The sequence below is a fragment of the Tepidamorphus gemmatus genome, assembly GCF_004346195.1.
GTDB lineage: Bacteria > Pseudomonadota > Alphaproteobacteria > Rhizobiales > Tepidamorphaceae > Tepidamorphus > Tepidamorphus gemmatus.
In genome coordinates, this window is the sequence record NZ_SMAK01000001.1 from 82,696 (window position 1) to 107,341 (window position 24,646).

The 24,646-nt window shown below is 68.6% G+C and carries 25 protein-coding genes and 1 pseudogene; 16 read left to right on the forward strand and 10 right to left on the reverse strand.

Annotated features, from left to right (window positions below):
* Positions 1-25 precede the first annotated feature (25 nt).
* From EDC22_RS00380 to EDC22_RS00395, 4 genes are all read left to right on the forward strand, one after another.
* The gene (locus EDC22_RS00380; protein WP_132804624.1) at positions 26-409 is read left to right on the forward strand and encodes a nuclear transport factor 2 family protein; all 384 of its coding nucleotides are present in this window, start codon (positions 26-28) and stop codon (positions 407-409) included.
* Between the two features lie 20 nt (positions 410-429).
* Complete coding sequence (locus EDC22_RS00385) at positions 430-2,067, forward strand: cisplatin damage response ATP-dependent DNA ligase (RefSeq protein ID WP_132804625.1); 1,638 nt, start codon at positions 430-432, stop codon at positions 2,065-2,067.
* Between the two features lie 119 nt (positions 2,068-2,186).
* The gene (locus EDC22_RS00390; RefSeq protein WP_132804626.1) at positions 2,187-2,462 is read left to right on the forward strand and encodes a DUF6460 domain-containing protein; all 276 of its coding nucleotides are present in this window, start codon (positions 2,187-2,189) and stop codon (positions 2,460-2,462) included.
* Between the two features lie 108 nt (positions 2,463-2,570).
* Positions 2,571-3,896: an MATE family efflux transporter gene (locus EDC22_RS00395; protein ID WP_132804627.1), complete on the forward strand. Its 1,326-nt coding sequence runs from the start codon at positions 2,571-2,573 to the stop codon at positions 3,894-3,896.
* Between the two features lie 27 nt (positions 3,897-3,923).
* Here EDC22_RS00395 and arsC read toward each other — a convergent pair whose 3' ends face one another.
* The 3 genes from arsC to EDC22_RS00410 are packed head-to-tail and all read right to left on the reverse strand — an operon-like array spanning position 3,924 to position 5,688.
* A complete protein-coding gene (arsC, locus tag EDC22_RS00400) occupies positions 3,924-4,271 on the reverse strand; it encodes an arsenate reductase (glutaredoxin) (RefSeq protein ID WP_132804628.1) in 348 nt (115 codons plus the stop codon).
* Positions 4,268-5,374, reverse strand: coding sequence for a quinone-dependent dihydroorotate dehydrogenase (locus EDC22_RS00405; protein ID WP_425385500.1), 1,107 nt, complete (start codon positions 5,372-5,374; stop codon positions 4,268-4,270). The genes arsC and EDC22_RS00405 overlap by 4 nt, the downstream gene beginning before the upstream one ends.
* The gene (locus EDC22_RS00410; protein WP_132804630.1) at positions 5,374-5,688 is read right to left on the reverse strand and encodes a DUF952 domain-containing protein; all 315 of its coding nucleotides are present in this window, start codon (positions 5,686-5,688) and stop codon (positions 5,374-5,376) included. Before EDC22_RS00410 ends, EDC22_RS00405 begins: the two co-directional genes overlap by 1 nt.
* A 198-nt stretch (positions 5,689-5,886) precedes the next feature.
* Between EDC22_RS00410 and EDC22_RS00415 the strand changes: the two genes are divergently transcribed.
* Both EDC22_RS00415 and EDC22_RS00420 read left to right on the forward strand, forming a co-directional pair.
* On the forward strand, positions 5,887-6,528 hold the full coding sequence (locus EDC22_RS00415) for a LexA family transcriptional regulator (RefSeq protein ID WP_132804631.1): 642 nt from the start codon (positions 5,887-5,889) through the stop codon (positions 6,526-6,528).
* Positions 6,529-6,622: 94 nt separating this feature from the next.
* Positions 6,623-7,648 carry a thermonuclease family protein gene (locus tag EDC22_RS00420; protein ID WP_132804632.1) on the forward strand — a complete coding sequence of 342 codons (1,026 nt, stop codon included), beginning with the start codon at positions 6,623-6,625 and terminating at the stop codon, positions 7,646-7,648.
* Positions 7,649-7,655: 7 nt separating this feature from the next.
* Here the strand turns inward: EDC22_RS00420 and EDC22_RS00425 are convergent, their stop codons facing one another.
* Entirely contained in the window at positions 7,656-9,281 is a 1,626-nt protein-coding gene (locus tag EDC22_RS00425; RefSeq protein WP_132804633.1) for a lysine--tRNA ligase, read from the reverse strand.
* A 187-nt stretch (positions 9,282-9,468) separates the two neighbouring features.
* Here EDC22_RS00425 and EDC22_RS00430 point away from each other — a divergent pair, with 187 nt between their 5' ends.
* The gene (locus tag EDC22_RS00430) at positions 9,469-9,882 is read left to right on the forward strand and encodes a tellurite resistance TerB family protein (protein WP_245499563.1); all 414 of its coding nucleotides are present in this window, start codon (positions 9,469-9,471) and stop codon (positions 9,880-9,882) included.
* Positions 9,883-10,119: 237 nt separating this feature from the next.
* Here the strand turns inward: EDC22_RS00430 and ggt are convergent, their stop codons facing one another.
* Positions 10,120-11,853, reverse strand: coding sequence for a gamma-glutamyltransferase (gene ggt, locus EDC22_RS00435; RefSeq protein ID WP_342635136.1), 1,734 nt, complete (start codon positions 11,851-11,853; stop codon positions 10,120-10,122).
* A 159-nt stretch (positions 11,854-12,012) separates the two neighbouring features.
* Here ggt and EDC22_RS00440 point away from each other — a divergent pair, with 159 nt between their 5' ends.
* The 3 genes from EDC22_RS00440 (at position 12,013) to EDC22_RS00450 (ending at position 15,662) form a co-directional block, all read left to right on the forward strand.
* A complete protein-coding gene (locus EDC22_RS00440; protein WP_132804635.1) occupies positions 12,013-13,404 on the forward strand; it encodes a patatin-like phospholipase family protein in 1,392 nt (463 codons plus the stop codon).
* 69 nt (positions 13,405-13,473) lie between these two features.
* Positions 13,474-14,838, forward strand: coding sequence for an aspartate aminotransferase family protein (locus EDC22_RS00445; RefSeq protein WP_132804636.1), 1,365 nt, complete (start codon positions 13,474-13,476; stop codon positions 14,836-14,838).
* Entirely contained in the window at positions 14,835-15,662 is an 828-nt protein-coding gene (locus tag EDC22_RS00450) for a beta-keto acid cleavage family enzyme (protein ID WP_132804637.1), read from the forward strand. Before EDC22_RS00445 ends, EDC22_RS00450 begins: the two co-directional genes overlap by 4 nt.
* Before the next feature lie 10 nt (positions 15,663-15,672).
* Here the strand turns inward: EDC22_RS00450 and EDC22_RS00455 are convergent, their stop codons facing one another.
* A complete protein-coding gene (locus EDC22_RS00455; protein WP_245499564.1) occupies positions 15,673-16,782 on the reverse strand; it encodes a Glu/Leu/Phe/Val family dehydrogenase in 1,110 nt (369 codons plus the stop codon).
* Positions 16,783-17,037: 255 nt separating this feature from the next.
* Here EDC22_RS00455 and EDC22_RS00460 point away from each other — a divergent pair, with 255 nt between their 5' ends.
* The 3 genes from EDC22_RS00460 (at position 17,038) to EDC22_RS00470 (ending at position 19,365) form a co-directional block, all read left to right on the forward strand.
* Positions 17,038-17,553 carry a L,D-transpeptidase gene (locus EDC22_RS00460; RefSeq protein ID WP_132804638.1) on the forward strand — a complete coding sequence of 172 codons (516 nt, stop codon included), beginning with the start codon at positions 17,038-17,040 and terminating at the stop codon, positions 17,551-17,553.
* Between the two features lie 76 nt (positions 17,554-17,629).
* A complete protein-coding gene (locus tag EDC22_RS00465; RefSeq protein ID WP_165926734.1) occupies positions 17,630-18,319 on the forward strand; it encodes a DUF1007 family protein in 690 nt (229 codons plus the stop codon).
* Entirely contained in the window at positions 18,316-19,365 is a 1,050-nt protein-coding gene (locus tag EDC22_RS00470) for a nickel/cobalt transporter (RefSeq protein WP_132804640.1), read from the forward strand. Before EDC22_RS00465 ends, EDC22_RS00470 begins: the two co-directional genes overlap by 4 nt.
* A 22-nt stretch (positions 19,366-19,387) precedes the next feature.
* On the opposite strand, the gene EDC22_RS00475 is transcribed toward EDC22_RS00470, so the two are convergent.
* The 3 genes from EDC22_RS00475 to nthA are packed head-to-tail and all read right to left on the reverse strand — an operon-like array spanning position 19,388 to position 21,049.
* The gene (locus EDC22_RS00475) at positions 19,388-19,753 is read right to left on the reverse strand and encodes a nitrile hydratase accessory protein (protein WP_245499565.1); all 366 of its coding nucleotides are present in this window, start codon (positions 19,751-19,753) and stop codon (positions 19,388-19,390) included.
* Complete coding sequence (nthB, locus tag EDC22_RS00480; RefSeq protein ID WP_132804641.1) at positions 19,740-20,399, reverse strand: nitrile hydratase subunit beta; 660 nt, start codon at positions 20,397-20,399, stop codon at positions 19,740-19,742. The genes EDC22_RS00475 and nthB overlap by 14 nt, the downstream gene beginning before the upstream one ends.
* The gene (gene nthA, locus EDC22_RS00485; protein WP_132804642.1) at positions 20,396-21,049 is read right to left on the reverse strand and encodes a nitrile hydratase subunit alpha; all 654 of its coding nucleotides are present in this window, start codon (positions 21,047-21,049) and stop codon (positions 20,396-20,398) included. Before nthA ends, nthB begins: the two co-directional genes overlap by 4 nt.
* 87 nt (positions 21,050-21,136) lie before the next feature.
* Here nthA and EDC22_RS00490 point away from each other — a divergent pair, with 87 nt between their 5' ends.
* Complete coding sequence (locus tag EDC22_RS00490; RefSeq protein WP_132804643.1) at positions 21,137-21,811, forward strand: haloacid dehalogenase type II; 675 nt, start codon at positions 21,137-21,139, stop codon at positions 21,809-21,811.
* On the opposite strand, the gene EDC22_RS00495 is transcribed toward EDC22_RS00490, so the two are convergent.
* The gene (locus EDC22_RS00495; RefSeq protein WP_207903655.1) at positions 21,808-22,593 is read right to left on the reverse strand and encodes a gamma-glutamyl-gamma-aminobutyrate hydrolase family protein; all 786 of its coding nucleotides are present in this window, start codon (positions 22,591-22,593) and stop codon (positions 21,808-21,810) included. The genes EDC22_RS00490 and EDC22_RS00495 overlap by 4 nt on opposite strands.
* 288 nt (positions 22,594-22,881) lie before the next feature.
* On the opposite strand from EDC22_RS00495, the pseudogene EDC22_RS00500 reads away from it, so the two are divergent.
* Positions 22,882-23,982 (forward strand): annotated as a pseudogene (locus EDC22_RS00500) (TRAP transporter substrate-binding protein).
* Positions 23,983-24,114: 132 nt separating this feature from the next.
* Entirely contained in the window at positions 24,115-24,645 is a 531-nt protein-coding gene (locus tag EDC22_RS00505; RefSeq protein ID WP_132804644.1) for a TRAP transporter small permease subunit, read from the forward strand.
* The last annotated feature ends 1 nt before the right edge of the window (position 24,646 follow it).

A 24,646-nucleotide genomic window follows, 5' to 3' on the forward strand; every position in this document is an offset into this window, starting at 1 on the left:
AACCGCACGGAGCGTTGCGCACCCGATGCTTCCAGGACCAGAAGACGACATCGCCTCGCTGTTCGAGGATTATGCCGCCGGTTTCGACGACTTCGACGCCGACGAGATCGCCGATGCCTTCGCCTATCCCTGCATTATATGGCAGTTCGGCAAGGGCAATGTCTTTGCCGATCGCGACGAGCTGATGGAAAACATTGAGGCATTGCTCGACGTCTTCGAGCGGGAGGAGATCGCCCATTCGACGTTCCAGATCCTCGCGCTGTCGGTGAGCGGGCCGATCGCCATGGCAAGCCTGTCCTGGCGCCAGGAACGAGAGGATGGCGACGTCGCGCTCGCCTTCGTCTGCCACTACGCGCTGATGAAGGGCGAGGAGGGCTGGGGGATCATCCAGGTGGTCAACGAAAGCTGACCATCCGGACAGGATCCGACATGAACCGCTTCGCCGAACTGCTCGACCGGCTCTCCTACGAGCCGCGGCGGAACGCCAAGATCGCTCTGATGCGGGAGTATTTCCGGACGACGCCGGATCCTGCGCGCGGCCTTGCCCTTGCCGCGTTGACCGGCGAACTGCGCTTCCGCCATGCGAAGCCGGCGGTCATCCGTGCGCTGATCGAGGCACGCACCGACCCGGTGCTCTTCCGTCTGTCCTACGATTATGTCGGTGATCTGTCGGAGACGGTGGCACTGCTGTGGCCCGCGCAACGGAATGCCGCACCGGCCGATGCGCTGACATTGCCCGAGGTCGTCGCCACGCTCGGGTCGGCCGGCAAGGCGGATCTGCCGGCCCTGATCGCCGACTTCCTCGACCGTCTCGACGAGACCGGGCGGTGGGCACTCATGAAGCTGATCACCGGTAGCCTCAGGGTTGGCGTCTCGGCGCGGCTCGCCAAGACTGCGGTCGCGGCGCTCGGCAATCTCGACCCCGGCGAGGTCGAGGAAGTCTGGCACGACCTCGCGCCGCCCTACGAGCCCCTGTTTGCCTGGGCGCTCGGTGCGGCGGACAGGCCGAAGCAGACCAACCCGGTGCCGTTCCGCGCGCCGATGCTGAGTCATGCAGTGGACGCGGCGGAGCTGGCGCGGCTTGAGCCCGGCGAGCATGCGGCGGAATGGAAGTGGGACGGAATCCGCGTGCAGGCGGTGGCCGGACACGATGCGCGGGGGCGGCACCAGCGCCGCCTCTACTCGCGCACCGGCGACGACATCTCCGCGGCGTTTCCCGATCTTCTGGAGGCGCTCGACTTCGACGCGGCGATCGACGGCGAGCTGGTTGTCCTGCGCGGCGGCCGGGTACAGTCGTTCAACACGCTGCAGCAGCGGCTGAACCGCAAGGCCGTGACGGCCAAAATGCTGGCCGACCATCCGGCCCACATCATCGCCTACGACCTTCTCGCCGAGGCGGGGGAGGACCTGCGCGACCTGCCGTTTGCCGCCAGACGCGATCGGCTGCAGCGCTTTGTCGGTCGCATCGGAATCGGCCGGATCACGCTGTCGCCGCTGGTGCCGTTCAGCTCCTGGGAGTCCCTGGCGGATGCGCGCGCCGATCCGGCCGGCCACGGCGCCGGTGACGACGCGGCAGCCATCGAGGGCGTGATGATCAAGCGGCTCGACAGCCCCTATCTCGCCGGGCGGCCGAAGGGCCACTGGTGGAAATGGAAGCGCGACCCGCATGCCGTCGATGCCGTGCTGATGTATGCGCAGCGCGGACACGGCAAGCGCTCGTCGTTCTATTCCGACTACACCTTCGGCGTCTGGCGGCGGGGCCCCGGCGGGGACGAGCTGGTGCCGGTCGGAAAGGCCTATTTCGGCTTCACCGACGATGAATTGCGCCAGCTCGACCGGTTCGTGCGCACCCACACCATCAATCGCTTCGGACCGGTGCGCGAGGTGGTGCACGAAACCGACGAGGGGCTCGTGCTGGAGATCGCATTCGAAGGGCTGGCGCGGTCGAGCCGGCACAAGTCCGGCCTCGCCATGCGGTTTCCCCGGGTTGCCCGAATCCGCTGGGACAAGCGGCCGTCCGACGCCGACGGGATCGAGGTTCTGGAGGCACTGATCGGGGAGGCGTGAGCGGACCGGCTGCTCGTGCGTCGGACCCCGCCACCTGCCAGAAGGACGGTAGCCACTCGCAAATCGGCCGCCGATCACCTAAGTGAGAGACGTCCTGCGACCAACCGGAAGGGCGGACGATGAACGGCGCACTCAATCGGTTCTTCGGCGGGCCTCCCGGCTGGGTCATCGTGCGGCTCGTGATCATCTCGCTGATCGTCGGGCTGATCTTCTCGGGACTCGGCATCCATCCGCTCGACATCGTCCGCAACGTCCAGCGTCTGATCGAAGGCATCTGGAACATGGGCTTCGCGGCGCTGCAGGACCTGTTCGGCTATTTCGTGCTCGGCGGGGTCGTGGTGATCCCGATCTGGCTGATCCTGCGGCTAAGCAAGATGGGACGGAACAGCCAGTGATCCGATCCGCGATTTTGGCGGGATCCGCTTGACGGCCCTGCCGTCGTGGCTTCCTTCTGTGTGAATGCAACCTCGGGTTATATGGGCCCCGGTCGCGCGGGACAGCCAATGAGTCGCGTCCTGCCGTTCGAGGTTACCCATCGCAGCGTGCTTGCCATCGCGGTGCCGATGACGCTCGCCCATCTGTCGACGCCGCTGCTCGGTATCGTCGACACGGCGGTGATCGGCCGGCTCGGGCGCGCCGACCTGCTGGGCGGCATCGCGGTCGGCTCGGTGATCTTCTCGATCCTGTTCACGACCTTCAACTTCCTGCGAAGCGGCACGACCGGCCTGACGGCCCAGGCGGTCGGGGCGGGGGATGCCGTCGCGGAGACGGCCGCGCTCTACCGGGCGGGCCTGATCGGACTCGCTGCCGGCCTGCTGGTCATCGTCCTGCAGGCTCCGATCCTCGCCGTCTCGCTTGCCTCCATGGGAGCAAGCGGGGAGGTCGAGCGGGCGGTGTCGGTCTATTTCTCGATCCGCATCCTCGGTGCGCCGTTCGCGCTGCTGAACTACGCCATTCTCGGCTGGTTCCTCGGGCGCGGCCAGGCGGTCACCGGCCTCGCCCTGCAACTGCTGCTCAACTGTCTCAACATGGCGCTCAACGCCACCTTCGTGCTGTGGCTCGACTGGGGGGTGGCGGGCGTCGCCTGGGGAACGGTGATCGGCGAGGCGGTGACGGCGGTGTCGGGCGTCGCCCTGTGCGCGCGGACGCTGGCGCGCGGGTTCGGCATTCCCGGCCCGCTGCTGTTCGCGCGCGACGGGCTCATGCGAACCTTCGCGATCAACCGCGACATCATGGTGCGGTCGTTCTCGCTGTTGTTCGCCTTTGCGCTGTTCACGTCGGCCAGCGCCCGCCAGGGCGACGTGGCGCTGGCGGCAAATGCGGTGCTGATGAACTTCTTCCTGCTCGGTGGCTACTTTCTCGACGGCTTCGCCACCGCGGCGGAGCAACTCGCCGGACGGGCCGTCGGCGCGCGCTACCGGCCGGCCTTCTCCCGCGCCGTCCGGCTGACCTTCGTCTGGGGCGCCGGCCTTGCGATCGTCCTCAGCGCGGTCCTGCTGATCGGCGGCCCGCTGTTCATCGATATCCTGACCACCAACGAGGAGATCCGGCGCACCGCGCGGGTCTACCTCGTGTGGGCGGCGCTGACGCCGCTGCTTGGCGTCGCCGCCTTCGAGTTCGACGGGGTGTTCATCGGTGCGACCTGGTCCGACGACATGCGTAACATGATGCTGGTGTCGCTGGCGGCCTATGTCGTCGCCTGGCAGGTCGCCACGCCTCATCTCGGCAATCACGGCCTGTGGCTGGCGATCGCGGTGTTCCTGGTGGTGCGCGGCGCGACCCTGGCGCTGCGCTACCCGGTGCGGCTGGCGCGCACCTTCCCGGGCTGAGACCGGCGCGGGAGCGCGCGCCCGGCCTCACAGGATGGCCAATACCGCCTCCGGCGGCCGCCCGATCGCGGCACGGCTGCCGCAGATCACCACCGGCCGCTCGATCAGCATCGGATCCGCCGCCATCGCTGCAATGATCTCCGCATCGCTGCGGGAGGGATCGGCGAGGCCGCGCGCCTTGCAGGCCGGTTCGCTGCGGCGCAGCAGGTCGCGCGGCGCGAGGCGGAGCGCCGCCAGCACACCCCGCAGCGCCGCTTCGTCCGGCGGTGTCTTCAGGTATTCGACGATGACGGGCTCGACTCCGCGCGAGCGGATCAGCTCGAGCGTCTGCCGCGACTTCGAGCAGCGCGGATTGTGCCAGATGGTCACGGTCATGGTCGGGCTTCCCGCTGGCCGGCCGGATCGCGCGCGGCCCACTCGTCCGTTCCCGTGCCGACGGCCTGGCCCAGGCTGGAGAACCCCTCGCGCCGCAGGCGGCGGAGGAGATCTCGCTTGATGGCGCGGACGAGGCCGAGCCCCTCGTAGACGAGTCCCGTGTAGAGCTGCACCAGGCTCGCGCCGGCGCGCAGCTTCTGCCACGCGGTCTCGCCGGAATCGACGCCGCCCGCGCCGATCAGGGGGATTGCGGCGGGAAGCCGCTGACGCATGCGGGCCAGCTGCACGGTGGAGCGGTGAAACAGCGGCCGGCCGGACAGCCCGCCGGGCTCGCGGGCGCGCGGATCGGTCAGGCCGGTCCGCGCCAGGGTGGTGTTGGAGACGATGACGGCGTCGATGCCGTGCCGCGTCACCGCCGCGGCGATGTGATCGAGTTCGGTGTCGGCAAGGTCCGGGGCGATCTTCAGCGCCAGCGGGACGCGCCGGCCGATCAGTCCGGCCTCGGCGTCGCGCGCCGCCGACACGCGGCCGAGCAGGTCCTCGAGCGCGGCTTCGTGCTGCAGATCGCGCAGGCCCGGCGTGTTCGGCGAGGAGATGTTGATGGTCAGATAACCGGCATGCCGGGCGAAGGCATGGACCCCGGCGACATAATCGTCTGCCCGATCCGTCGAATCCTTGTTGGCGCCGATATTGATCCCGACGATGCCCTTGCCGGTGCGCATCAGCAGGCGGGCCAGCATCGCCGCGTGCCCCTCGGTATTGAAGCCGTACCGGTTGATGATCGCGCGCTCGGCCGGCAGCCGGAAGACGCGCGGGCGCGGATTGCCGGGCTGCGGATTGGGCGCCACCGTACCGATCTCGACGAAGCCGAATCCGAGGCCGAGCAGCGCGTCCGGCACCTCGCCGTGCTTGTCGAAGCCGGCCGCCATGCCGATCGGATTGGGAAAGCGCAGATCCCACAGGTCGACGGCGAGGCGCGGGTCGTCGGGTTCGGGCTCGGCGCCGACCAGTCCGGTCCTGAGCGCGGCAATCGAGAGGGCATGGGCCCGCTCCGGGTCGAGCGCCAGCAGCAGCGGGCGCGCCAGCGCGGCGAGGCCGCTGATCACGGCTGCGGCCCGATCGGCCCGGCCGAGCGCACCGCGCTCATCGGCAGCGGGCCGTAGAGATGCGGAAACAGCTCGCCGCCGCGCGAGGGCTCCCACCTCAACGCCGGGCCGAGTGCGGCCGCATCGACCGCCACTAGCACAAGGCCGGTCCGTCCCGCAAAATGCCGGGCCAGCGTTCCCTCGACCTGATCGGCAGCGGACAGGTGGATGAAGCCGTCCCTGATGTCGTCGGCATTGCCCAGATAGGCGCCGGCGGATTGGGCCTCCAGCCACTCCTCGCGCCCGCAGATCTTGTAGACTGTGTCGGTCATTGCGTGAGGACCGTATCGCCGCCCTGACCGTACGGCAAGCCGGCGCCGGATGGCGGCTGCCGTGCGACCCTTTCCTTGGCGCGGCCGCGCGAAGCGCTGGACATCTGTGAAGATCAGGCGATAATTCCTATATCGTCGGAAAATAGTCCGAAGAGGCCGATTCCGCAAACGTTCCCCGGACGGCCGGAGGCATCGATCATGTTGTCCCATCGCCAGATCTGGGCGGCGATCGACGCGCTGGCGGCGCGCCATTCGCTGTCCGTATCGGGGCTTGCGCGGCGCGCCGGGCTCGATCCCACGACCTTCAACAGGTCGAAGCGGACCGGCAGCGACGGACGGCTGCGCTGGCCCAACACCGAATCGATCGCCAAGATCCTCGAGGCCACCGGCTCGACGATGGACGAATTCATCGCGCTGATGCGCGAACCCGGCATCGATGAAACCCCCTACAGGTCGCGTTCGGTGCCGCTGATCGGGCTTGCCCAGGCCGGGGGCGGCGGCTTCTTCGATGACGGCGGCTATCCGGTCGGCAGCGGCTGGGACGAGGTGACCTTCCCCGACGTCGGCGACGAGCATGCCTATGCGCTGGAAGTGACCGGGGATTCGATGTTGCCGCTGTACCGGGATGGCGACCGCGTGATCGTGTCGCCCGGCGCCTCGATCCGGCGCGGCGACCGGGTCGTGGTCAAGACCCGCGACGGCGAGGTGATGGCCAAGGTACTCGCCCGAAGGACGGCCCGGACCGTGGAGCTGCATTCGCTCAACCCGGAGCACGAGAATCGCGTGCTCGGCGTCGAGCAGATCGAATGGATGGCGCGGATCATCTGGGCGAGCCAGTGACGGCGTCCGGCGCGGCGCGCTGCCGGTTGCGGAGGCGGTCGCGATCGGCGAGCATGGCGGCAGCGGCCACGACTGGTCTGGATTGATCCGCGGCATGATGCGTTCGTTCGGGTTCGGCTTGGCGTTGCTCATCGTCCTCGTGGCGAGTCTGTACGGAGTCGTGCTCAACGGCTTCGGCCTGTTCGCTCCGGAGGGGGGGAGGGGGCTGGCCGCGGTCTCCGAGCAGGCCGGCGATACCGCGCCCCAGCCCGCGCCGGTCACGCAGCCGGCACCAAAGCCAGAGCGCGACGCGCCGGTACCCGGACTTCTGCCGTCGGCATCGCGGGACCCGGATTCGCGGCGGGCCGCTCCGCTGACCCTGCCGCCATCGTCGGATACGCTGCCGCCATCACCGGGCACCGCCCCCGCCGCGACGGCCGGGAGCGCCCGGCCCGACGACGATCCCTTGCCGCCGAGCGGGCGCGTCGCCCGCAACGTGACCCCGCCAAACGTGCTGCAGCGTCCCACCGCCCGCTACGCCGAGCCCGCCAGCGAGACCGGCCCGCCTCCCGAGCCGGCTCGGCCGCGCCGCTTCCATCGGGTGGTGGTCGCCGATGCCGGGACGCTGAGGGCCGGCGACACGGTGATCCGGCTCGCCGGGATTGTGCCGGTCGGCGCCGATCAGACCTGTACCGATGCGAGCGGCCGAGAGTGGCCTTGCGGGCGAGCCGCCGCCGCGGCGCTGCGCATGCTGATCCGCAATCGTGCCGTCGACTGTGCGCTGATCGCCGAGCGCGACGGGGTGAGCGCCGCGACCTGCTCGGTCGGCCTGCAGGACATCAACGGCTGGCTCGTTGCGCATGGCTGGGCGGAGCCGGACGCAGACACCTACGCGGCGGAAGCGCAGGCCGCGCGGCGCGACCGGCGCGGCGTCCATGCCGCCGAATGGCGCGCCGGTGACGCGGTCACCTCCGGTGCGGCGTCGCTGTCGGCCTTCACGGCTCCGGAGCTGCCGCGCGACAGCATCCCCGGCTTGCCCGCTCCTCTCGCTCCCGACGCTGCGCAGTCCCGGCAGGCCCCCCGGTCCGCTGCACCGCCGGACGCTCCGGTCGACCTCGCACCTCCGGCGGTGCAGCAGTAGCCGCGCCCTATCCCGCCTCGTGCAGGCTGCCGTCAAGCGCGCGGCCGATCAGGGCTCGGGTCTCGGCGATTCCATACAGCGCGACGAACGAACCGAAGCGCGGACCCTGGCTCTGGCCGAGCAGCACTTCGTAGAGTGCGCGGAACCAGTCGCGCAGATTGGCGAAGCCGTGCGCCTTGCCGGCTTCGTAAACCTCGTTCTGGATCATCTCGGCGTCCGCTCCGTCGGGGAGCGCGGCAAGCCGGGCGGAGAGGTCGGCAAGCGCGGCGCGCTCGGTCGGGTCGGGGGCGCGGTACTGCTTGGTGGGCAACACGAAGTCGTGGAAGTAGTTGATGGCGTAGCCGACCAGCCGATCGAGCTCGGGATGATGTTCCGGCCGCGCGCCGGGCGCGTAGCGGCGGATGAAGCCCCACAGCACCGCCTTGTCCTCGGAGTTCGACGCGGAGACAAGGTTGAGCAGCATCGAGAAGGAGATCGGCAGGTCGACCGCGGGCGGATTGCCCGAGTGGATGTGCCAGACCGGGTTCTGCAACTGCTCCTCCGGGCTTTGCCGGCGATAGGCCTCCAGAAAGGCCAGATAGTCGTCGACATGCCTCGGGATCACGTCGAAATACAGCCGCTTTGCCTTGCGCGGCGACTGGTACATGAACAGCGCCAGGCTTTCGGGGCTGGCATAGCGCAGCCACTCTTCTATGGTCAGGCCGTTGCCCTTCGACTTGGAGATCTTCTCGCCCTTCTCGTCGAGGAACAGCTCGTAGTTGAAACCTTCGGGCGGCACGCCGCCGAGGACCCGGCAGATCTGGCTCGACAGCTTGACGGAATCGATCAGGTCCTTGCCGGACATCTCGTAATCGACGCCGAGCGCGTACCAGCGCATCGCCCAGTCAACCTTCCACTGCAGCTTGCAATTGCCGCCGGTGATCGGCTGATGGACGAGCTTGCCGGTTTCCGGTTCCTTGTAGACGATCGTTGCCGAGGCGAGGTCGTACTCGATGATCGGAACCTGCAGCACCTTGCCGGAATGCGGACTCACCGGAAGGAACGGGCTGTAGGTCCGGCGCCGCTCCTCGCGTAGCGAGGGCAGCATGATATCCATCACCTGATCGTAGCGCTCGAGCACGCGGATTAGCGCCTGATCGAAGCTGCCGCGGGTGTAGAAGTCAGTGGCGCTGGCAAACTCGTACTCGAAGCCGAACGCATCGAGGAAGGCCCGCAGCATGGCGTTGTTGTGCTCGCCGAAGCTCGGATATTCGCCGAACGGATCGGGCACCCTGGTCAGCGGCCGGTCGAGATGGGCGGCGAGCAGCTCGCGGTTGGGCACATTGTCGGGCACCTTGCGCAGGCCGTCCATATCGTCGGAGAAGCAGACAAGCCGGGTCGGCACCGTGTCGCCGGTCATCACCCGGAACGCGTGACGGACCATCGTGGTGCGCGCGACTTCGCCGAAGGTGCCGATGTGGGGCAGGCCGGACGGGCCGTAGCCTGTCTCGAAGACCAGCGGCTTGCGCGCGCCGACCTTCTCGCGCCGAACGATCAGCTTGCGGGCCTCCTCGAACGGCCAGGCGCGACATTCCAGCGCCAATTCGCGCAGGCGTGCGCCTGCCTCGCTTGCCTTCTCTACGAGTTCGCTCATGGTCGGATGTCCCGGCTGCGGCCCTTCTGCAGTCGGCCCGGACCCTATGGAGGAGCCCCGCCCGCGTCAATCGTCGAGGACGATCGGGGGTGGTGCCCGGGCCGGGCGCCCGCTTGGCGCTTGTCCGCCGCAAGGCGAGCGACTAGGGTCGCGCAGCTTCGACACCGATCAGCCGAAAGGACGCGACATGGCGAAAAAGGTCAGCCCGGAGGAGGCACTCATCTACATGATGGTGACGATGTCGGCTGCCGACCGCGCCATGACGGACAACGAACTGCGGCGGATCGGCGGCATCGTCCAGCGACTCCCTGTGTTCCGCGGCTTCGACATCGAGCGCCTGGTCGCCGTGGCGGAGGACTGCGGCGAGATCCTCAACGACGATGATGGCCTCGACGAGGTGCTGAGGGTCATCACCCAGTCGCTGCCGGCGCGGCTCTACGACACGGCCTACGCGCTTGCGGTCGACGTGGCCGCCGCCGATCTCGACGTCGGACAGGAGGAGCTGCGACTGTTGCAGATCGTCCGGGATCGTCTCGGTCTCGATCCGCTGGTCTGTGCCGCGATCGAGCGCGGCGCCCGTGCGCGGTTCAGGACCCTTTAGAGCGTGATCAGGTGAGGTGGAGTCCGGTTCACAGGTTCCATTGCGCGGCCAAACGAGAAGCCAGAGTCGGACCGCTTCAGTCTGGGGCGATCCGACCCGAGGTGCGGCGTACCGATCGGCGAGGACCCGCTCGGCGCGTCCATACGCCGTCCGGCGTCCGGGGTGCCGCCATCGGACCGTGACATGGGCTGCCGGCCATCGGATCGTGTCGCGGGCGCCCTGCCACCTGCCCGCCGGTCAGTCACCGAGCGCCATGCCCTCGCGGCGCGGGTCGCTGCCAGCCTCGATGCCGCCGTCGCGCACCACGATGATGTTGAGGCCGCTCGTCATCTCGACCTTCATCGGCGCGTGGCCGAGCGCCTCGAGCGCGGCAATCCAGTCATCGGCGCCGGAGATGCGCTCGATCTCGAACGGACCGTTGCGGGCCCCGAAGTTGAACATGTCGGCAGCGGCCTGTGGGTCGAGGCCCCAGTCGAGATGGGCGACGATCGCCTTGACGACATAGGGGATGATGCGGCTGCCGCCGGGCGAGCCGAGAATCATCCGCAGCCGGTCGTCCGGGCCGAACACGAAGGTCGGCGCCATGGACGAGCGCGGCCGCTTGCCGCCCTCGACCCGGTTGGCGACCGGCCGCCCGGCGTCGTCCGGCACGAAGGCGAAATCCGTCAGCTCGTTGTTGAGCAGGAAGCCGCGCACGAACAGGCGCGAGCCGAACGCCGACTCGATCGTCGTGGTCATCGACACCGCGTTGCCGTCGGCGTCGATCACGGTGATCTGGCTGGTGCCCGGTGCCTCGCGGGTCGTGTCCCGGGTTGGCGGCTCGGCCACACCCGGCGGCGTGCCGGAGTCACGAATGCCGCCGGCACGGACGGGATCGATCAGCGCGGATCGTTGCGCCAGATAACCCGGATCGAGCAGCCCCTCGGGCACCGCCACGAAGTCCGGATCGGCGACATAGTGGTCGCGGTCGGCGAAGGCCAGGTTCTCGGCCTCACCGATCAGGTGCAGGGCCTCCGGCGTCGGCACCTCGCCGAGATCGAACCGCTCCAGCATCGCCAGCGTCATCGCCACCGCGATTCCGCCGGAGGAGGGTGGGCCCATGCCGCAAACCCAGTAGAGGCGGTAGGGCGCGCAGACGGCGGGACGCTCGACGGCCGTATAGCCGGCCAGGTCGGCAGCGGTCAGATCGCCCGGGTTGCGCCAGGCATTGCGGACGGCGCTGGCGATGTCGTCGGCGATCTCGCCGCGGTAGAAGGCGTCGGGCCCCTCGATCGCGATCCGTTCCAGCGTCTCGGCATATTCGGGGTTCTGCCTCACCTCGCCCAGCAGCGGTCCGGCCTCGTCCTCGCCGAAGAAATAGTCCCGCGCTGCGGGGGAGAAGGCGGCCGGTCCCATCGCCGAGAGCAGTGCGGACAGCCGGGACGACACGCCGAAGCCGTGGCGGGCGAGCAGGATCGCCTCGTCGAACAGCCGCGCCCATGGTAGCCGCCCGTGCTTCTGGTGGACCGCGTACAGCATCGCCAGCGTGCCCGGCACACCCACGGACAGGCCGCCCGGCACCATGTCCGGCCAGCGCTGCGGCGTGCCGTCCGGGCTGAGGAAGCGGTCCGGGCGGGCGGCGGCCGGGGCCGTCTCGCGGCCGTCCCATGTCGTCACCGCGCCGGTTTGCGCATCCCAGTGCAACAGGAACGCGCCGCCGCCGATTCCGGAGGACTGCGGCTCGACGAGACCGAGCACCATCTGCGCGGCGATCGCCGCATCGACCGCGCTGCCGCCGTCGCGCAGCGCGTTCAGTCCCGCCCGGCTGGCCAGCGGATGCGCGGTGACGACCATTTGCCGTGTCGCGGTGGCCGGTGCCGCGGACCCGCCGGAATAGGTTGCCGGCTCCGGCGCGGCACGGCTGATCACGCCGGTCTCTTCCTGGGCGAGCGCCGGCGCGGCCGTCAGTGCGACCGGCAGCAGGAATGCCACAATTCCGGCGCCCAGGCGGGCGAGACAGCGCGACATCATCGCGGCACGGTGCGCCAGCGCGGCCGGCCGGTCAATGGCGCGGGCAGCGATTGCAGTCTGGGTAATTCCCCGCTGGTTGGCTAGATTGCGTGTGTTGCGCCGAGATTGCGGGCCGTCTGGATGTCGTATCGCGTACTGATCGTGCTGCCGTTCCTGCTGCTCACGGCCGGCTGCGCCGGGGTCATCGACAATGCTCCGATCAACGTGGCATTGGCCGAACAGCCGACCCTCGCCCGGGAGAAGGATCCCTCGCCGCGCATCGACGGCGACACGGCGGTCGCCCTGACTTTCTCTGGCGGAGGCACGCGCGCGGCAGCCTTTGCCCACGGTGCCATGAAGGCGCTGGCGGCCGTGCCGCTTCGCGATGAGCCCGGCAAGACGCTCCTAGATCGGGTTGCCTTCCTGTCCGGCGTGTCCGGCGGCTCGGTGGCGGCGGCCTACTACGCCTATCGCGGCCCGGCGGCGGTCACCGATTTCCGCGAACGCTTCCTGCTTCAGAACGTCGAGGCCTCGCTGCGGACGCGGGTGACGCCTGCGAACCTCGCGCGCGCCTTCGAGGGCGGCGTCAATGATCGCACCGGCCTGCCGCGCTGGCTCGACGAGCACCTGTTGGGCGGGGCGACCTTTGCCGACCTCGTCGACCGCGGCTACGCCATGCTCTGGGTGAACGCTTCGGACATCTACAACAGGAACGTCTTCATCTTCGACCAGCGGACCTTCTCCGTGCTGTGCAGCGATCTCGGCCGCTATCCGCTGTCGGAAGCGGTGGCGGCGTCGGCCGCCGTGCCGATCGCCTTTGCGCCGATCCTGATCCGCAACTATGCCGACCGCTGCAGCTGGCAGGAGCCGGCCTGGGTGGCAGACGTGCTCGGCACGCGCGGTGGCTCGGCGGTGCTGCGCGCCTATGCCGAGGCGCTCAGGCGCTACCGGAACGTCAAGCTGTTGCCGAACGTCTCGCTGCTCGATGGCGGCATCACCGACAACCTCGGCGTCTACGGCCTGACGGTGGCCCGCGAGACGGCGAGCGCGCCCTATCAGCCGATGCAGCCGGCCTCGGCGGTCCGCCTGCGCAACATGCTGTTCGTCGTCGTGGACGCCGGACGCGGCCCGGAAGGCGACTGGCCGCAGCGACCGAGCGGCCCGACCGGGACCGAGATCGCCATGGCGGTGGCCGACACGCTGATCGATGCCAACACGCGCAACACCTTCGATGCCTTCAACTCGGCCATGGAAAAGTGGCGGCAGGAACTCGTCGACTATCGCTGTCGGCTGTCGTCGGCAGAAGTGCAGCGGCTGCGAGGCACGTTGCGCGGCTGGAACTGCCGCGATCTCAACTTCCATGTGGTCAGGATCGGCTTCGACGGAGCCGAGCCGGCGCTCCGGGCGCGGCTCAACGCGATCAAGACGGCTTTCGTGCTGCCGCAGGATGAGGTCGATCTGGTGATCGAGGCGGCCGGACGGCTGCTCGCCTCCGATCCGGAATATCGCCGGTTCCTGTCGCGCCTCGATTGAACGACGCGGGACGGTGTACAACAGCTCGGCCCCGAGAACAGGGTCGCGATCGATCGCAGGGAGGTTCCGGTGACATCAGCGACGCACTCTTCCGTCCAGAGTCACGTGTTCCACCGCGACCTGAAGGCGCGCTATCCGGTCGCCGTGGGCGGCGAGGGCTGCTGGTTGATTGACCGGGACGGCAAACGCTATCTCGATGCCTCGGGCGGAGCGGCGGTTTCCTGCCTCGGCCACCTGCATCCGAAGGTGGTTGCGGCGATCCGCGACCAGGCGGGTCGGCTGGAATTCGCGCACACCGCCTTCTTCACCAACGAGCCAGCCGAGGCACTGGCCGACTGGCTGGTGGCCCGCGCGCCCGCGGGGATCGAACGGGTGTATTTCGTTTCGGGCGGCTCGGAGGCCAACGAAGCGGCGCTGAAACTCGCCCGCCAGGTACATGTCGAGCGCGGTGAACCGGGTCGCATCCATGCCATTGCCCGCCACCAGTCCTATCACGGCAACACGCTCGGCGTGTTGGCGCTTGGTGGCAATCCGGCGCGCCGAGCTCTCTACGAGCCGCTGCTGGGTCTGCCGGTTAGCCATATCGAGCCCTGCTACGCCTATCGCCACCAGGGCGAGGGCGAGAGCGAGGAGGCCTATGGCCTGCGAGCGGCCCGCGCACTGGAAGCGGAAATCCTGCGGCTCGGCCCGGAGACGGTGTCGGTGTTCTTTGCCGAGACGGTTGTCGGCGCGACCGCTGGCGCGGTGCCACCAGCGCGAGGCTACTTCCGCGAAATCCGCCGCATCTGCGACCGCTACGGCGTGCTGCTGGTGCTCGACGAGGTGATGTGCGGCATGGGCCGCACCGGCACGCTGTTCGCCTGCGAGCAGGACGGGGTCGTTCCGGACATGATCACCACCGCCAAGGGGCTCGGCGCCGGCCACCAGCCGATCGGGGCGGTGCTGGTCAAGGGCGCGCTGGCCGAGACGATCGAGCAGGCCGGCGGCGTCTTCGCCCATGGCCACACCTATATCGGCCACCCGATCGCCTGCGCGGCGGCGCTGGCGACCCAGCGCGTCATCGAGGCGGACGGCCTCCTGCAACGGGTCAGCGTGAACGGCGAGGCGTTTCGCGAAGCGCTCGAAGCCCGCTTCGGCCAGCATCCGCATGTTGGCGACATTCGCGGCCGCGGCTATTTCCGGGCGATCGAACTGGTCGCCGACCGCGACACGAAGGCACCGTTCCGGCGAGGTCTTGGCCTCGCCGCAAGGATCAAGGCGCATGCCATGGCCGAGGGGCTGGTCTGCTATCCGGGCAACGGCACCGCCGATGGCATCGACGGCGACCACGTGCTGCTGGCGCCGCCCTTCATCGCCTCCGACGAGGAAATGTCGATGATCGTCGACAGGCTGGCCGTCGCCGTCGATGCGGCGCTGGCGGACATCGCGGTATGAACGGTACGATCGTGATGGCTGCGCCGAACGGGGCGCGGCGGACCAAGGCCGATCACCCGAAGCTGCCCCTCACCGCGGCGGAGCTCGCCGCAGACGCGGTGCTGTGCCGCGATGCCGGCGCCTCGGTGCTGCATCTGCATGTGCGCGACGGCGAGGGGGCCCATTCCCTCGAGGCCGGGCTCTACCGGGAGGCGCTGGCCGAGGTGCGCGGCGCGGTCGGCGATGGCCTCGTGCTGCAGGTGACCACCGAGGCGGTGGGCCGGTACACGCCAGACGACCAGATCGCCCTCGTCCGCGCACTCGAGCCCGAGGCTGTCTCGCTGGCGCTGCGGGAGATCGCGCCCGCGCCGGACCGCGAGCCGGCCGCCCGCGACCTGTTCGCCTTCATGCGCGAGGCCCGCATCTGGGCGCAGGTGATTCTCTACGACCCGGCCGACATCGCCCGCTTCGTGGCACTGGCCGATGCCGGCTTGTTCGCGGTCGCTCGGCCGAGCGTGCTGCTGGTGCTTGGCCGCTATACGGTCGGACAGGTTTCCGATCCCGAGGATCTGACGCCGATGCTTGAGGCGCTGGCACCGGTCCGAGATGCGGTGTGCTGGTCGGTCTGCGCCTTCGGCGCGAAGGAAAATGCGTGCATGGCCCGTGCCATCGCCGAGGGCGGACACGTCCGGGTCGGCTTCGAGAACAATCTCCTCCTGCCGGACGGGCAGCGCGCGGCGAGCAACGCCGATCTCGTCCGGCTGGCTGCCGATGCGGCGGTTGCCGCCGGCCGGGCGCCGCTCTCGGCGGGCGAGGTGCGGGCGATGATCGCGGGCTGGTTCTGAGGTATCGGCCTCAGGCGCTGCGCAGCAGCGCGTCGCGGCCCGCCGCGATCCGCTCTTCCGCGAGCCGGTCGGCGACCTGCTCGGGGGACGCACCTTCGGCCTCGGCGCGCCGCAGGACCGCCGTCAGCGTGTCGCCGATCCGCGCGACCCGGTTCTTCATCGCGTCGGCGTCGATGCCGGGACGGTCCGGCGCGATCGCGATGACGCCGCCGGCATTCACCAGATAATCCGGCGCGTAGAGAATGCCGCGTGCGGCCAGCGCCAGTCCGTCGGCCGGGGTGCGGAGCTGGTTGTTGGCCGCGCCGCAGACGATTGCAGCGCGGATCTCGGGAATGGTCGACTCGTTGAGGCCGCTGCCGAGCGCGCAGGGCGCGAACACGTCGATGTCTGCGGCGTGGACGGTGTCGGCGGCGACGATGACGGCGTCGAGCCGGCGTCGTGCAGCCTCCACCTTCGCCGCATCGATGTCGCCGACGATCAGCCTGGCGCCGTCGGCGCGCACCAGCGCGGCGAGTCGGCTGCCGACATGGCCGAGCCCCTGCACCCCGACGGTCAGCCCCTCGAGCGAGGGTTTGCCCCATCTGTACCTGACGGCGGCGCGCATGGCGCAGAAGACGCCCCAGGCGGTGAACGGCGACGGATCGCCGAGGCCGGTCGCGCGGATGCCCCGGACATGGGCGGTCCGGCGTGCAACGACCTCCATGTCGGCATCGCTGACGCCGACATCCTCGCCGGTGATGTAGCGGCCGCCGAGACTGTCGACGGCGCGGCCGAAGGCCTCGAACAGGGCCGGCGACTTGTCGGTTGCAGGGTCGGCGACGATCACCGCCTTGCCGCCGCCGAGCGGTAGGCCGGCGAGGGCGTTCTTGTAGGTCATGCCACGCGACAGCCTGAGCACGTCGTCGAGCGGGTCGCCGCCGTCGGCATAGGCCCACATCCGGCAGCCGCCGAGCGCCGGGCCGAGCGTGGTGTCGTGAATCGCGATGATGGCCCTGAGGCCGGACTTCGACTCACTGAAGAAGCAGATCCGCTCGTGGCCATCGAAACTCGGATGCTGAAACGGCGTCATGATCCCGACCTGTTGCTTGCGCGACGCGACCAGGCGGCGGACGCCTGCCACGGCCGCGCGGCTCCTGCACTGTCGAAATTGTAACAGCATCCCCGGCAATGATTGTCCTTTCGCTTCGGTGCAGAGCGGCAATCGCGGAACAATCATGCTCAATATTCCGGAGTACTGAAATTTCCATCCTCCGACATCTGTGCAGGCCGACCGCCCGGTTCCGGGGTCGTTCGGCTGCGGTTGAAGAAATTTAACGCTGCGTGATCTCATAGTGTCGGGCGAATCAGTGCGAAACGCTGGCTGGGGAGTTCCGCCATGGCCTTCGATGAGGTGCGCCTGATCGGTGTGGCGCTGATGGTCGCCATTGTCACAGCAATTGCTGCCGGACGTTGCGAGGCGCGCGAGATCGTGGATGTCGCCGAGGATTACGAATACGGCACCATCGTCGTGAAGACCTCGGAGAGGCACCTCTATTATGCGCTCGGCAACGGCAAGGCGATTCGCTACCCGGTCGCCGTCGGCAGTCCGCAGAACCAGTGGTTCGGCACGACCTGGGTCAGCGACAAGCGCATCAACCCGACCTGGACGCCGACGCCGAGCATGCGGGCGCGCAACCCGAACCTGCCGAAGAGCGTGGCGGGGGGAGACAACAATCCGCTGGGCGTGCGGGCACTCTATCTCGGCTGGACGACCTACCGCATCCATGGCACCAACGCGCCAGGCTCGATCGGCCATGCGGTCTCGAACGGCTGCATCCGCATGCGCAACGAGGACGTGGTCGACCTCTACGAGCGGGTCCACATCGGCGCTCCGGTGATCGTCGCGCGCTGACATGGGGCGCGCGGCCGTTCGGGGCCGTCACGGTTTCGCCGGTATTGTCCTCTTGAACCGGGGACGGAGCGGGTGCATGGCAGGATCGAATTGCCACAATCCGGGAGGGTGGGTGCGCGGGGCCATGCTCGGCGTCGCGGCAGCGTTGGCGCCGGCCGCTGCCGCAGCGCATCCCCATGTCTGGGTCACCAGCAGGTCCGATATCGTTTTCGACCGTGCCGGCATGATTTCCGCGGTTCGGCACAGCTGGACCTTCGACGATGGATTCTCGGCCTATGCCTCCCAGGGTCTCGACGAGGACGGCGACGGGATACTGACCCGGGAGGAGCTGCAGCCGCTTGCTCAGGTCAATGTCGAGTCGCTGCACGAGTTCGAGTTCTTCACCTATCTCGGGCTGACAGATGTCGACGAGGTCTATGGCGCCTTCGCCGAGCCGGTCGACTACTGGCTCGATTATGACGGCCGCCAGCTGACGCTGCATTTCACCCTGCCGCTCAAGGAGCCGTTCGATCCGCGGCGCGGATCGGCGGCGATCGAAGTCTACGATCCGACCTTCTTCGTCGATTTCGGCCTGGCCGACGTCGATCCGGTGATGCTCGTCGATGCGCCGGACGGATGCTATCCGGAAGTCCAGCCGGCTGAAGGCTTCGATCCCAAGACGGCCGAGATGCTGGCGCGCATTCCGGCCGACGTGCGAGACCTGCCGCCGGAGCTTCTCGACCTGACCTCCGGCAATGCCAACACGATCAGGATCATCTGCCGATGACGGGCGGGCGCATGGCCGCAGTTGGTGCGGTGTTGATGACCGCTGTGCTCGTCGCCGATATTGCGTTGGCCAACCCGTTCGGAGTGGCGCGCCCGGAAGCTTCTGTCGCCGTCGCGACGGGCCCCTTCGCGGAGCTGTTCGGCTGGATTTCCGCGAGGCAGGCGGCCTTCTACCGCGAGCTGACCGGGCTGATCGCCAATCTGCGCACCGAACCGGCCGCCGGCTGGGTGCTCGTCGCACTATCGTTTCTCTATGGCGTCCTGCATGCTGCCGGACCGGGCCACGGCAAGGTGATCATCACCTCCTACCTGGTCGCGACGCGGCAGACGATGCGGCGCGGGGTCATGTTGTCCTTCGCCTCAGCTGTGGCGCAGGCGCTCACCGCGATCGCGCTGGTCGCGCTGCTGACGATCGCCCTGAAGGCGACCAGCATGGCGATGAACCGTGCGACCGGGCTCATCGAGATTGCGAGCTACGCGCTGATCACGCTGATCGGCCTGCGGCTGGTCTGGCTGAAGGGATCGGCGCTGGCGGCGCGGCTGCCGGTTGTTTCCCCGATCCGCGCAGCAACGGCTGGCGGCCCGCCGGTCGGCCATCCTGGCCATGGCGCCCACCACCATGGCCACGATCATCAGCACCATGATCATGAGCGGCAGGCGTGCGGCTGCAGCCATGCGCATTCGCCCGATCCGGCGACGCTCGGCGGACGGCTCACCCTGTCGAGCGCCTGGACGGCCGTGCTGGCGGTGGGCCTGCGGCCGTGCAGCGGCGCGCTGATCGTGCTCGTCTTCGCGTTCTCCCAAGGCCTCTTCTGGGTGGGGGTCGTCGCAACGCTGGCAATGGCGGTCGGGACGGGGCTGGCGGTCGCGCTCCTCGCCGGTCTCGCGGTCGGCGCGCGCGGCCTTGCCGCACGGCTCGCCGCGGGCGGCGGGGCTGCCGGATCCTGGGCGCTGGCGGGCGTGCAGACGCTCGAGCTGCTGGCGGCGCTCGCCGTGCTGGCATTCGGCACGTTGCTGCTGGGCGGCGCGCTGTCAGCAGGACTCTAGCGCGGTTTCCGACCACACAGATTCAGTCTCGCGTGCCGAGGGCGATCGGCCTGCCATGCGGGGTGGCGCGGGCGGCGCGGTCCCAGGCGGCCTCGCGCCTTGCGCGCTCGGCTTCGGGGATGAGCCCCTTGGCGTCGGTCATCTTCTCCAGCGCCGACAGCCATGCCAGATAATAGGCCTCCTCGCCGCAGGCCTGCGGACCCAGCGCGGCGATCTCGGCACCGAGCACATCGGCCCATTCGCTCCAGGTGAAGGCGCCGCGCGCCTCCAGCTCTACGGCGAGTGCGAAGGCCTCGGCGTGCCAGGGCTCGGCGAAGACAGGCCCATCGCGGTCGCGTGGGATCGCGGGGAGGGCGTCGAGCACGCGAACCACCTCAGGCCGGCTCAAGATAGGACTCCCACAGGTCGATGTGAACGCTGTCGCCGGCCGCGGCAGCTTCACCCCAGAGTTCGCGCGCCGCGAACCGGACCGAATAGAGCCATTGCGGCGCCTCGCCACGGCCGTGGGCATTGGAGTCCGGGAAGACGTGACAGCCCTGCACCCGCGCTACGGTGCCGGTCCGCCCGCGCGCATAGCGAGGCAGCCGCGTATGCCCCGCCGGGTGGAGGTTGCGGGCGCGCACGGCATCCCCCGGCGCGAAACGGGCCGGCCCCGCCGGTGCGCGGTCGGCCGGACCGCCGCGGGCCAGCACCGTCTCGACCATGTCGGCCGTCAGCACCTGCGGTATGGCGACCGGTGGAACGAGCGCGCGACCGGTTTCGATCTCCTCGCGCGTGACGAGGCCGCGGGCCATCATCAGCCTCTCCATGCCCGCCAGCCAGATCTCGTAATAAGAGGACGACAGGTACTGTGCCGGCGGCAGGCTTTCGCGGGCATGGCGCGACATGTCGATGTTCCAGCCGCCGGGCGTGGCCATCGCCAATGTCAGTGCGAAGGCGCGCCGTTCCCAGTCGGCATGGAACACCGGCTCGTCGGGCTCCGGCTGAACCGGGCCGAAATTCTGGAAGCCGCCGAGATCGTGCACGCCGTTCATGACAGGATCCCTCGGCGTGCGGCCTCCTCCGGCGACAGGGCCAGCCCGGTGCCGATCATCGAATCGCGGGTGACGAGCCTGGCAAGCCGGTCCTCGTCCCAGCCGTCGGTGCCGGCGGGGCGCTGCGGAATGACCAGATAGCGGATCTCGGCGGTCGAATCCCAGACGGTGATCGCGACCGTCTCGGGCAGGCTGACGCCGAATTCGGCAAGCACGCCGCGCGGATCGATCACGGCGCGGGCGCGATAGGGCGGCGACTTGTACCACACCGGGGGCAGTCCCAGCACCGGCCAAGGGTAGCAGGAGCACAGTGTGCAGACGACCAAGTTGTGCACCGTGTCGGTATTCTCCACCGCCACCATGTGCTCGCCCTGGCGGCCGACATAGCCGAGCGCGTGGATCGCAGCCGTCGCGTCGCGCATCAGCCAGTCGCGATAGACGGGATCGCTCCATGCCTTGGCAACCACCTTGGCGCCATTGCGCGGGCCGACCTTGTGCTCGTAGGTCTCGATCAGCCGGTCGAGGGCCGCCGGATCGACGTAACCCTTCTCCACGAGCAGGGATTCGAGTGCTCGCACCCTGATGGCGATCGGAGATAGTCCCGCGCCATGCTCGCGATCCTCGTCGTGGTGGTGATGGCCTTGCGACATCGCTGGCTCCCGCGGATGACCTGCGGCGATCCTAGACAGGGATGCCGGTCCGGACCAGACTTGTCGAAGCGTATCGAGGAGGCTGACATGCGGCTGGATGGAATCCGCGCCTGCGTCTTCGACGCGTATGGCACGCTGTTCGACGTCCATGCGCCCGTTGCGCGCGAGGCTTCAGCGCTTGGCGAGCGGGCCGAAGCGGTGTCGCGGATGTGGCGCGACAAGCAGTTGCAGTACACCTGGCTCAGGAGCCTGATGGGCGCGCATGCCGACTTCGCGGACGTTACCGCGGACGCGCTGGACTACGCGCTGAGCGCGCACGGCGTTTCGGACATCGCGCTGCGCGACAGGCTGCTTGCGCTCTACCGGACGCTGGATGCCTATCCGGACGCCGGGCCCTGCCTCGCTGCCCTGCGGGAAAGAGGATTGGTCACGGCGATCCTCTCCAATGGCACGCCCGACATGCTGGCTGCGGCGACCAGATCAGCGGGGATCGACGTCAGCCTCGACCATGTGCTCTCGGTGGAGGCAGTCGGCGTCTACAAGCCCGACCCGAGGGTCTATCGCCTCGCCGTCGAGGCGACCGGCATCCCTGCCGAACATATCTGCTTCGTCTCGATGAACCCGTGGGACGCCAGCGGCGCCGCCTGGTTCGGGTTCAGGTCGGTGCGGCTCAACCGGCTCGGCAGCCCGCCGGACAACCTTCCGGGCGAGCTGGCGGGCGAGATCGCCAGTCTCGCCGAACTGCCAGGACTGATCGCCTAACCGGCGCGCGACAGCGTGCGCCCTGCGCCGGACCGATGCGCGCGAACCGCCTCGCCGAAGGCCTCGAACAGGCGGCGGGAGATCGGGTCGCTGCCCGCCCAGTATTCCGGGTGCCATTGGACGCCCATCGCGAACGGGCTGCCGCGCACCGATACCGCCTCGATGACGCCGTCATCGGCCGTCGCCTCGACCTCGAGCCCGGTGCCGAGGCGGTCGAGGGCCTGGCGATGCAGCGAATTGACCATCACCGGCCCGGTGCCGACGATCGAGGCGAGGCGGCTACCCGGGCGGATGTCGACACGGTGGCGGATCGCGAAGCGCTCGTCCTGAACGGTCGAGTCCGGGGCGCGATGATCCATCCGGCCCGGGAGTTCCTGAATCTCGGTGACGATCGAACCGCCGAGGGCCACGTTCAGCTCCTGCATGCCGCGGCAGATCGCGAACAGGGGCAGGCCGCGATCGAGAGTCGCCCGAATCAGTGGCAGTGTGGTCGCGTCGCGGGCCTCGTCGAACGGTTCGTGGGCGGTCGTCGGCTCCACACCGTAGAGGGCGGGATGCACATTGGAGCGGCTGCCGGTGAGAAGCAGGCCGTCGACGCGGTCGAGGAGTGCGATGTAGTCGGCCTCGCCACCGAGAGCGGGAACGACGATCGGCAGCACGCCTGCGATTCGCACTGCAGCCTCCAGATACTGCGCGGCGACGCTGTGCCAGCGATAGCCTTCGAAGGTCTTCAGGTCTGCCGGGACGGCCACCAGGGGGCGATCGGACATCGAGGAACGCATGGAGAAATTCCCGCCGGGGTTACGCTGGGGCGCGAACAAGATTGGCCGGCTCGTCTGGTCGTCTGCCCAAAATTCGGGCTTGTCGGACCATCGGCCACCATCACCAATGAAGACCAAGGTCGAAGTGGCGCAGGCTTGTCTTGTTCAGTCGCCTGCGCTTTATATCGCCCACTACCGTGCGGCGATAGACCGGATGGTACGGATGGGGCCGAAAAAGCAAGACGAGGGGAGGCCGGGGTCCCGCCGCGAGACGTCAACGTCCATGAAATCCTTGGGAGGTGTACTTCGATGGACCGTCGTTCATTTCTGAAGAAGGCAGGTCTTACCGCCGGCGGTGCTGCGACGATCGCGGCCGCTGCGTTCCCCGCGCCCGCGATTTCGCAGGGTCGGCAGGAACTCAAGATGGTCACCACCTGGCCGAAGAACCTGCCGGGTCTTGGAACCGGCGCCCAGCGCGTCGCAGACCGCATCACGGCCATGACAGAGGGCCGCATTACCGTGAAGCTGTTCGCCGCCGGCGAACTGGTGCCGCCGTTCGAGTCGTTCGACGCCGTGTCCCAGGGTACCGCCGACATCTATCACGGTGCGGAATACTACTGGGTGGGCAAGCACAAGGCGTTCAACTTCTTCACTGCCGTGCCGCTCGGCATGACGGCGCCCGAACTCAACGCCTGGATCCACCATCTGGGCGGTCAGGCGCTCTGGGACGAACTGTCGGCCGGCTTCAACATCAAGCCGATGCTCGCCGGGAACACGGGCGTGCAGATGGGCGGCTGGTTCGCCAAGGAGATCAACAGCACCGAGGACATCAAGGGCCTGAAGTTCCGCATGCCCGGCATCGGCGGCGAAGTGCTGCGGCGTCTGGGCGCCAACGTCGTGGCGCTGCCCGGGGGCGAGATCTTCCCCGCGCTGCAGTCCGGTGCCATTGACGGGACGGAATGGGTCGGACCCTAGAACGACCTCGCCTTCGGCTTCTACAAGGTGGTCAAGTACTACTACTGGCCGGGCTATCACGAGCCGGGTTCCGGCTTGGCGATGGGCGTCAACAAGGGGGTCTGGGACAAGCTGACCGATTCGGACAAGGCGATCTTCCAGGCCGCTGCCGGTGCCGAGAACGACTACATGTATGCCGAGTTCATGGCCAACAACGGCACCGCGCTCGACACTCTGGTGAACCAGCACGGCGTCATCCTGAAGAAGTTCCCCGACGAGGTCTTCGATGCCTTCGGGGCGGTGTCCGAGGAGGTTGTCGCCGAGGTCGGGCAGGTGGACGATCTCGGCAAGCGGATCTACGAGAGCTATTTTGCCGCGCGCAAGGCCGTCGGCGGCTGGACGAGGATCTCCGAACAGCCCTACACGGTTGCCCGCGACCGGATCCTGGGCTCCTAACCGAACCGTGGAGACCGGACGGCGCGGCGGCGGATCGGCTGCCGCGCCGTTGCCATGTGAACCGACGCTCGGCAAAAAAGGTCCGGCCCGCACGGGACCAGACCCGCCGGGGGTCGCGTCGAGGGGGAACACATGCGTAGTCTTGCCGCCGCCATCGACGGCCTGAACGAGTATATCGGCCGGCGTGTCGCCTGGCTGACACTGTTCATTGTCCTGTTGCAATTCATTGTCGTCGTCGGGCGCTATGTCTTCGGCATCGGCTACATCTGGGCACAGGAAGCGATCATCTACATGTTCGGCTTCTTGTTCATGCTGACCGCAGCCTACACCCTCAAGCACGACGGCCATGTGCGTGTCGACATATTCTATCGCGAGGCCGGCCCGCGCACGAAGGCGTGGATCAATCTCGTCGGGTCGCTCGTCTTCCTGATCCCGGTCTGCGTGCTGATCTTCTGGGTCGCCTATCCCTACGTGATGCAGTCCTGGGCAATCCTGGAACGGTCGCAGGAGGCGAGTGGCATTCCGGCACGCTACCTGCAGAAGACCGCGATCCTGGTGTTCGCGGTGCTGATGGCATTGCAAGGGCTGTCGATGGCGCTGCATTCGATCCTCGCGCTGCAGGGCGACGAAACCGAGCTCGAGACCTTGCGGGCGGGGGGGTGAC

What these genes read in the sequence shown, in the direction of transcription:
- EDC22_RS00490 (WP_132804643.1), top strand. Translation starts at nt 21,137, where the DNA reads ATGCGGCTGGATGGAATCCGCGCCTGCGTCTTCGACGCGTATGGCACG.
- EDC22_RS00470 (WP_132804640.1), top strand. Translation starts at nt 18,316, where the DNA reads ATGACGGGCGGGCGCATGGCCGCAGTTGGTGCGGTGTTGATGACCGCT.
- EDC22_RS00505 (WP_132804644.1), top strand. Translation starts at nt 24,115, where the DNA reads ATGCGTAGTCTTGCCGCCGCCATCGACGGCCTGAACGAGTATATCGGC.
- EDC22_RS00465 (WP_165926734.1), top strand. Translation starts at nt 17,630, where the DNA reads ATGGCAGGATCGAATTGCCACAATCCGGGAGGGTGGGTGCGCGGGGCC.
- EDC22_RS00410 (WP_132804630.1), bottom strand. Translation starts at nt 5,688, where the DNA reads ATGACCGACACAGTCTACAAGATCTGCGGGCGCGAGGAGTGGCTGGAG.
- EDC22_RS00440 (WP_132804635.1), top strand. Translation starts at nt 12,013, where the DNA reads ATGTCGTATCGCGTACTGATCGTGCTGCCGTTCCTGCTGCTCACGGCC.
- EDC22_RS00395 (WP_132804627.1), top strand. Translation starts at nt 2,571, where the DNA reads ATGAGTCGCGTCCTGCCGTTCGAGGTTACCCATCGCAGCGTGCTTGCC.
- EDC22_RS00450 (WP_132804637.1), top strand. Translation starts at nt 14,835, where the DNA reads ATGAACGGTACGATCGTGATGGCTGCGCCGAACGGGGCGCGGCGGACC.
- EDC22_RS00390 (WP_132804626.1), top strand. Translation starts at nt 2,187, where the DNA reads ATGAACGGCGCACTCAATCGGTTCTTCGGCGGGCCTCCCGGCTGGGTC.
- EDC22_RS00385 (WP_132804625.1), top strand. Translation starts at nt 430, where the DNA reads ATGAACCGCTTCGCCGAACTGCTCGACCGGCTCTCCTACGAGCCGCGG.
- EDC22_RS00430 (WP_245499563.1), top strand. Translation starts at nt 9,469, where the DNA reads ATGGCGAAAAAGGTCAGCCCGGAGGAGGCACTCATCTACATGATGGTG.
- arsC (WP_132804628.1), bottom strand. Translation starts at nt 4,271, where the DNA reads ATGACCGTGACCATCTGGCACAATCCGCGCTGCTCGAAGTCGCGGCAG.
- EDC22_RS00425 (WP_132804633.1), bottom strand. Translation starts at nt 9,281, where the DNA reads ATGAGCGAACTCGTAGAGAAGGCAAGCGAGGCAGGCGCACGCCTGCGC.
- nthB (WP_132804641.1), bottom strand. Translation starts at nt 20,399, where the DNA reads ATGAACGGCGTGCACGATCTCGGCGGCTTCCAGAATTTCGGCCCGGTT.
- EDC22_RS00460 (WP_132804638.1), top strand. Translation starts at nt 17,038, where the DNA reads ATGGCCTTCGATGAGGTGCGCCTGATCGGTGTGGCGCTGATGGTCGCC.
- EDC22_RS00415 (WP_132804631.1), top strand. Translation starts at nt 5,887, where the DNA reads ATGTTGTCCCATCGCCAGATCTGGGCGGCGATCGACGCGCTGGCGGCG.
- nthA (WP_132804642.1), bottom strand. Translation starts at nt 21,049, where the DNA reads ATGTCGCAAGGCCATCACCACCACGACGAGGATCGCGAGCATGGCGCG.
- EDC22_RS00380 (WP_132804624.1), top strand. Translation starts at nt 26, where the DNA reads ATGCTTCCAGGACCAGAAGACGACATCGCCTCGCTGTTCGAGGATTAT.
- EDC22_RS00420 (WP_132804632.1), top strand. Translation starts at nt 6,623, where the DNA reads ATGATGCGTTCGTTCGGGTTCGGCTTGGCGTTGCTCATCGTCCTCGTG.
- EDC22_RS00495 (WP_207903655.1), bottom strand. Translation starts at nt 22,593, where the DNA reads ATGCGTTCCTCGATGTCCGATCGCCCCCTGGTGGCCGTCCCGGCAGAC.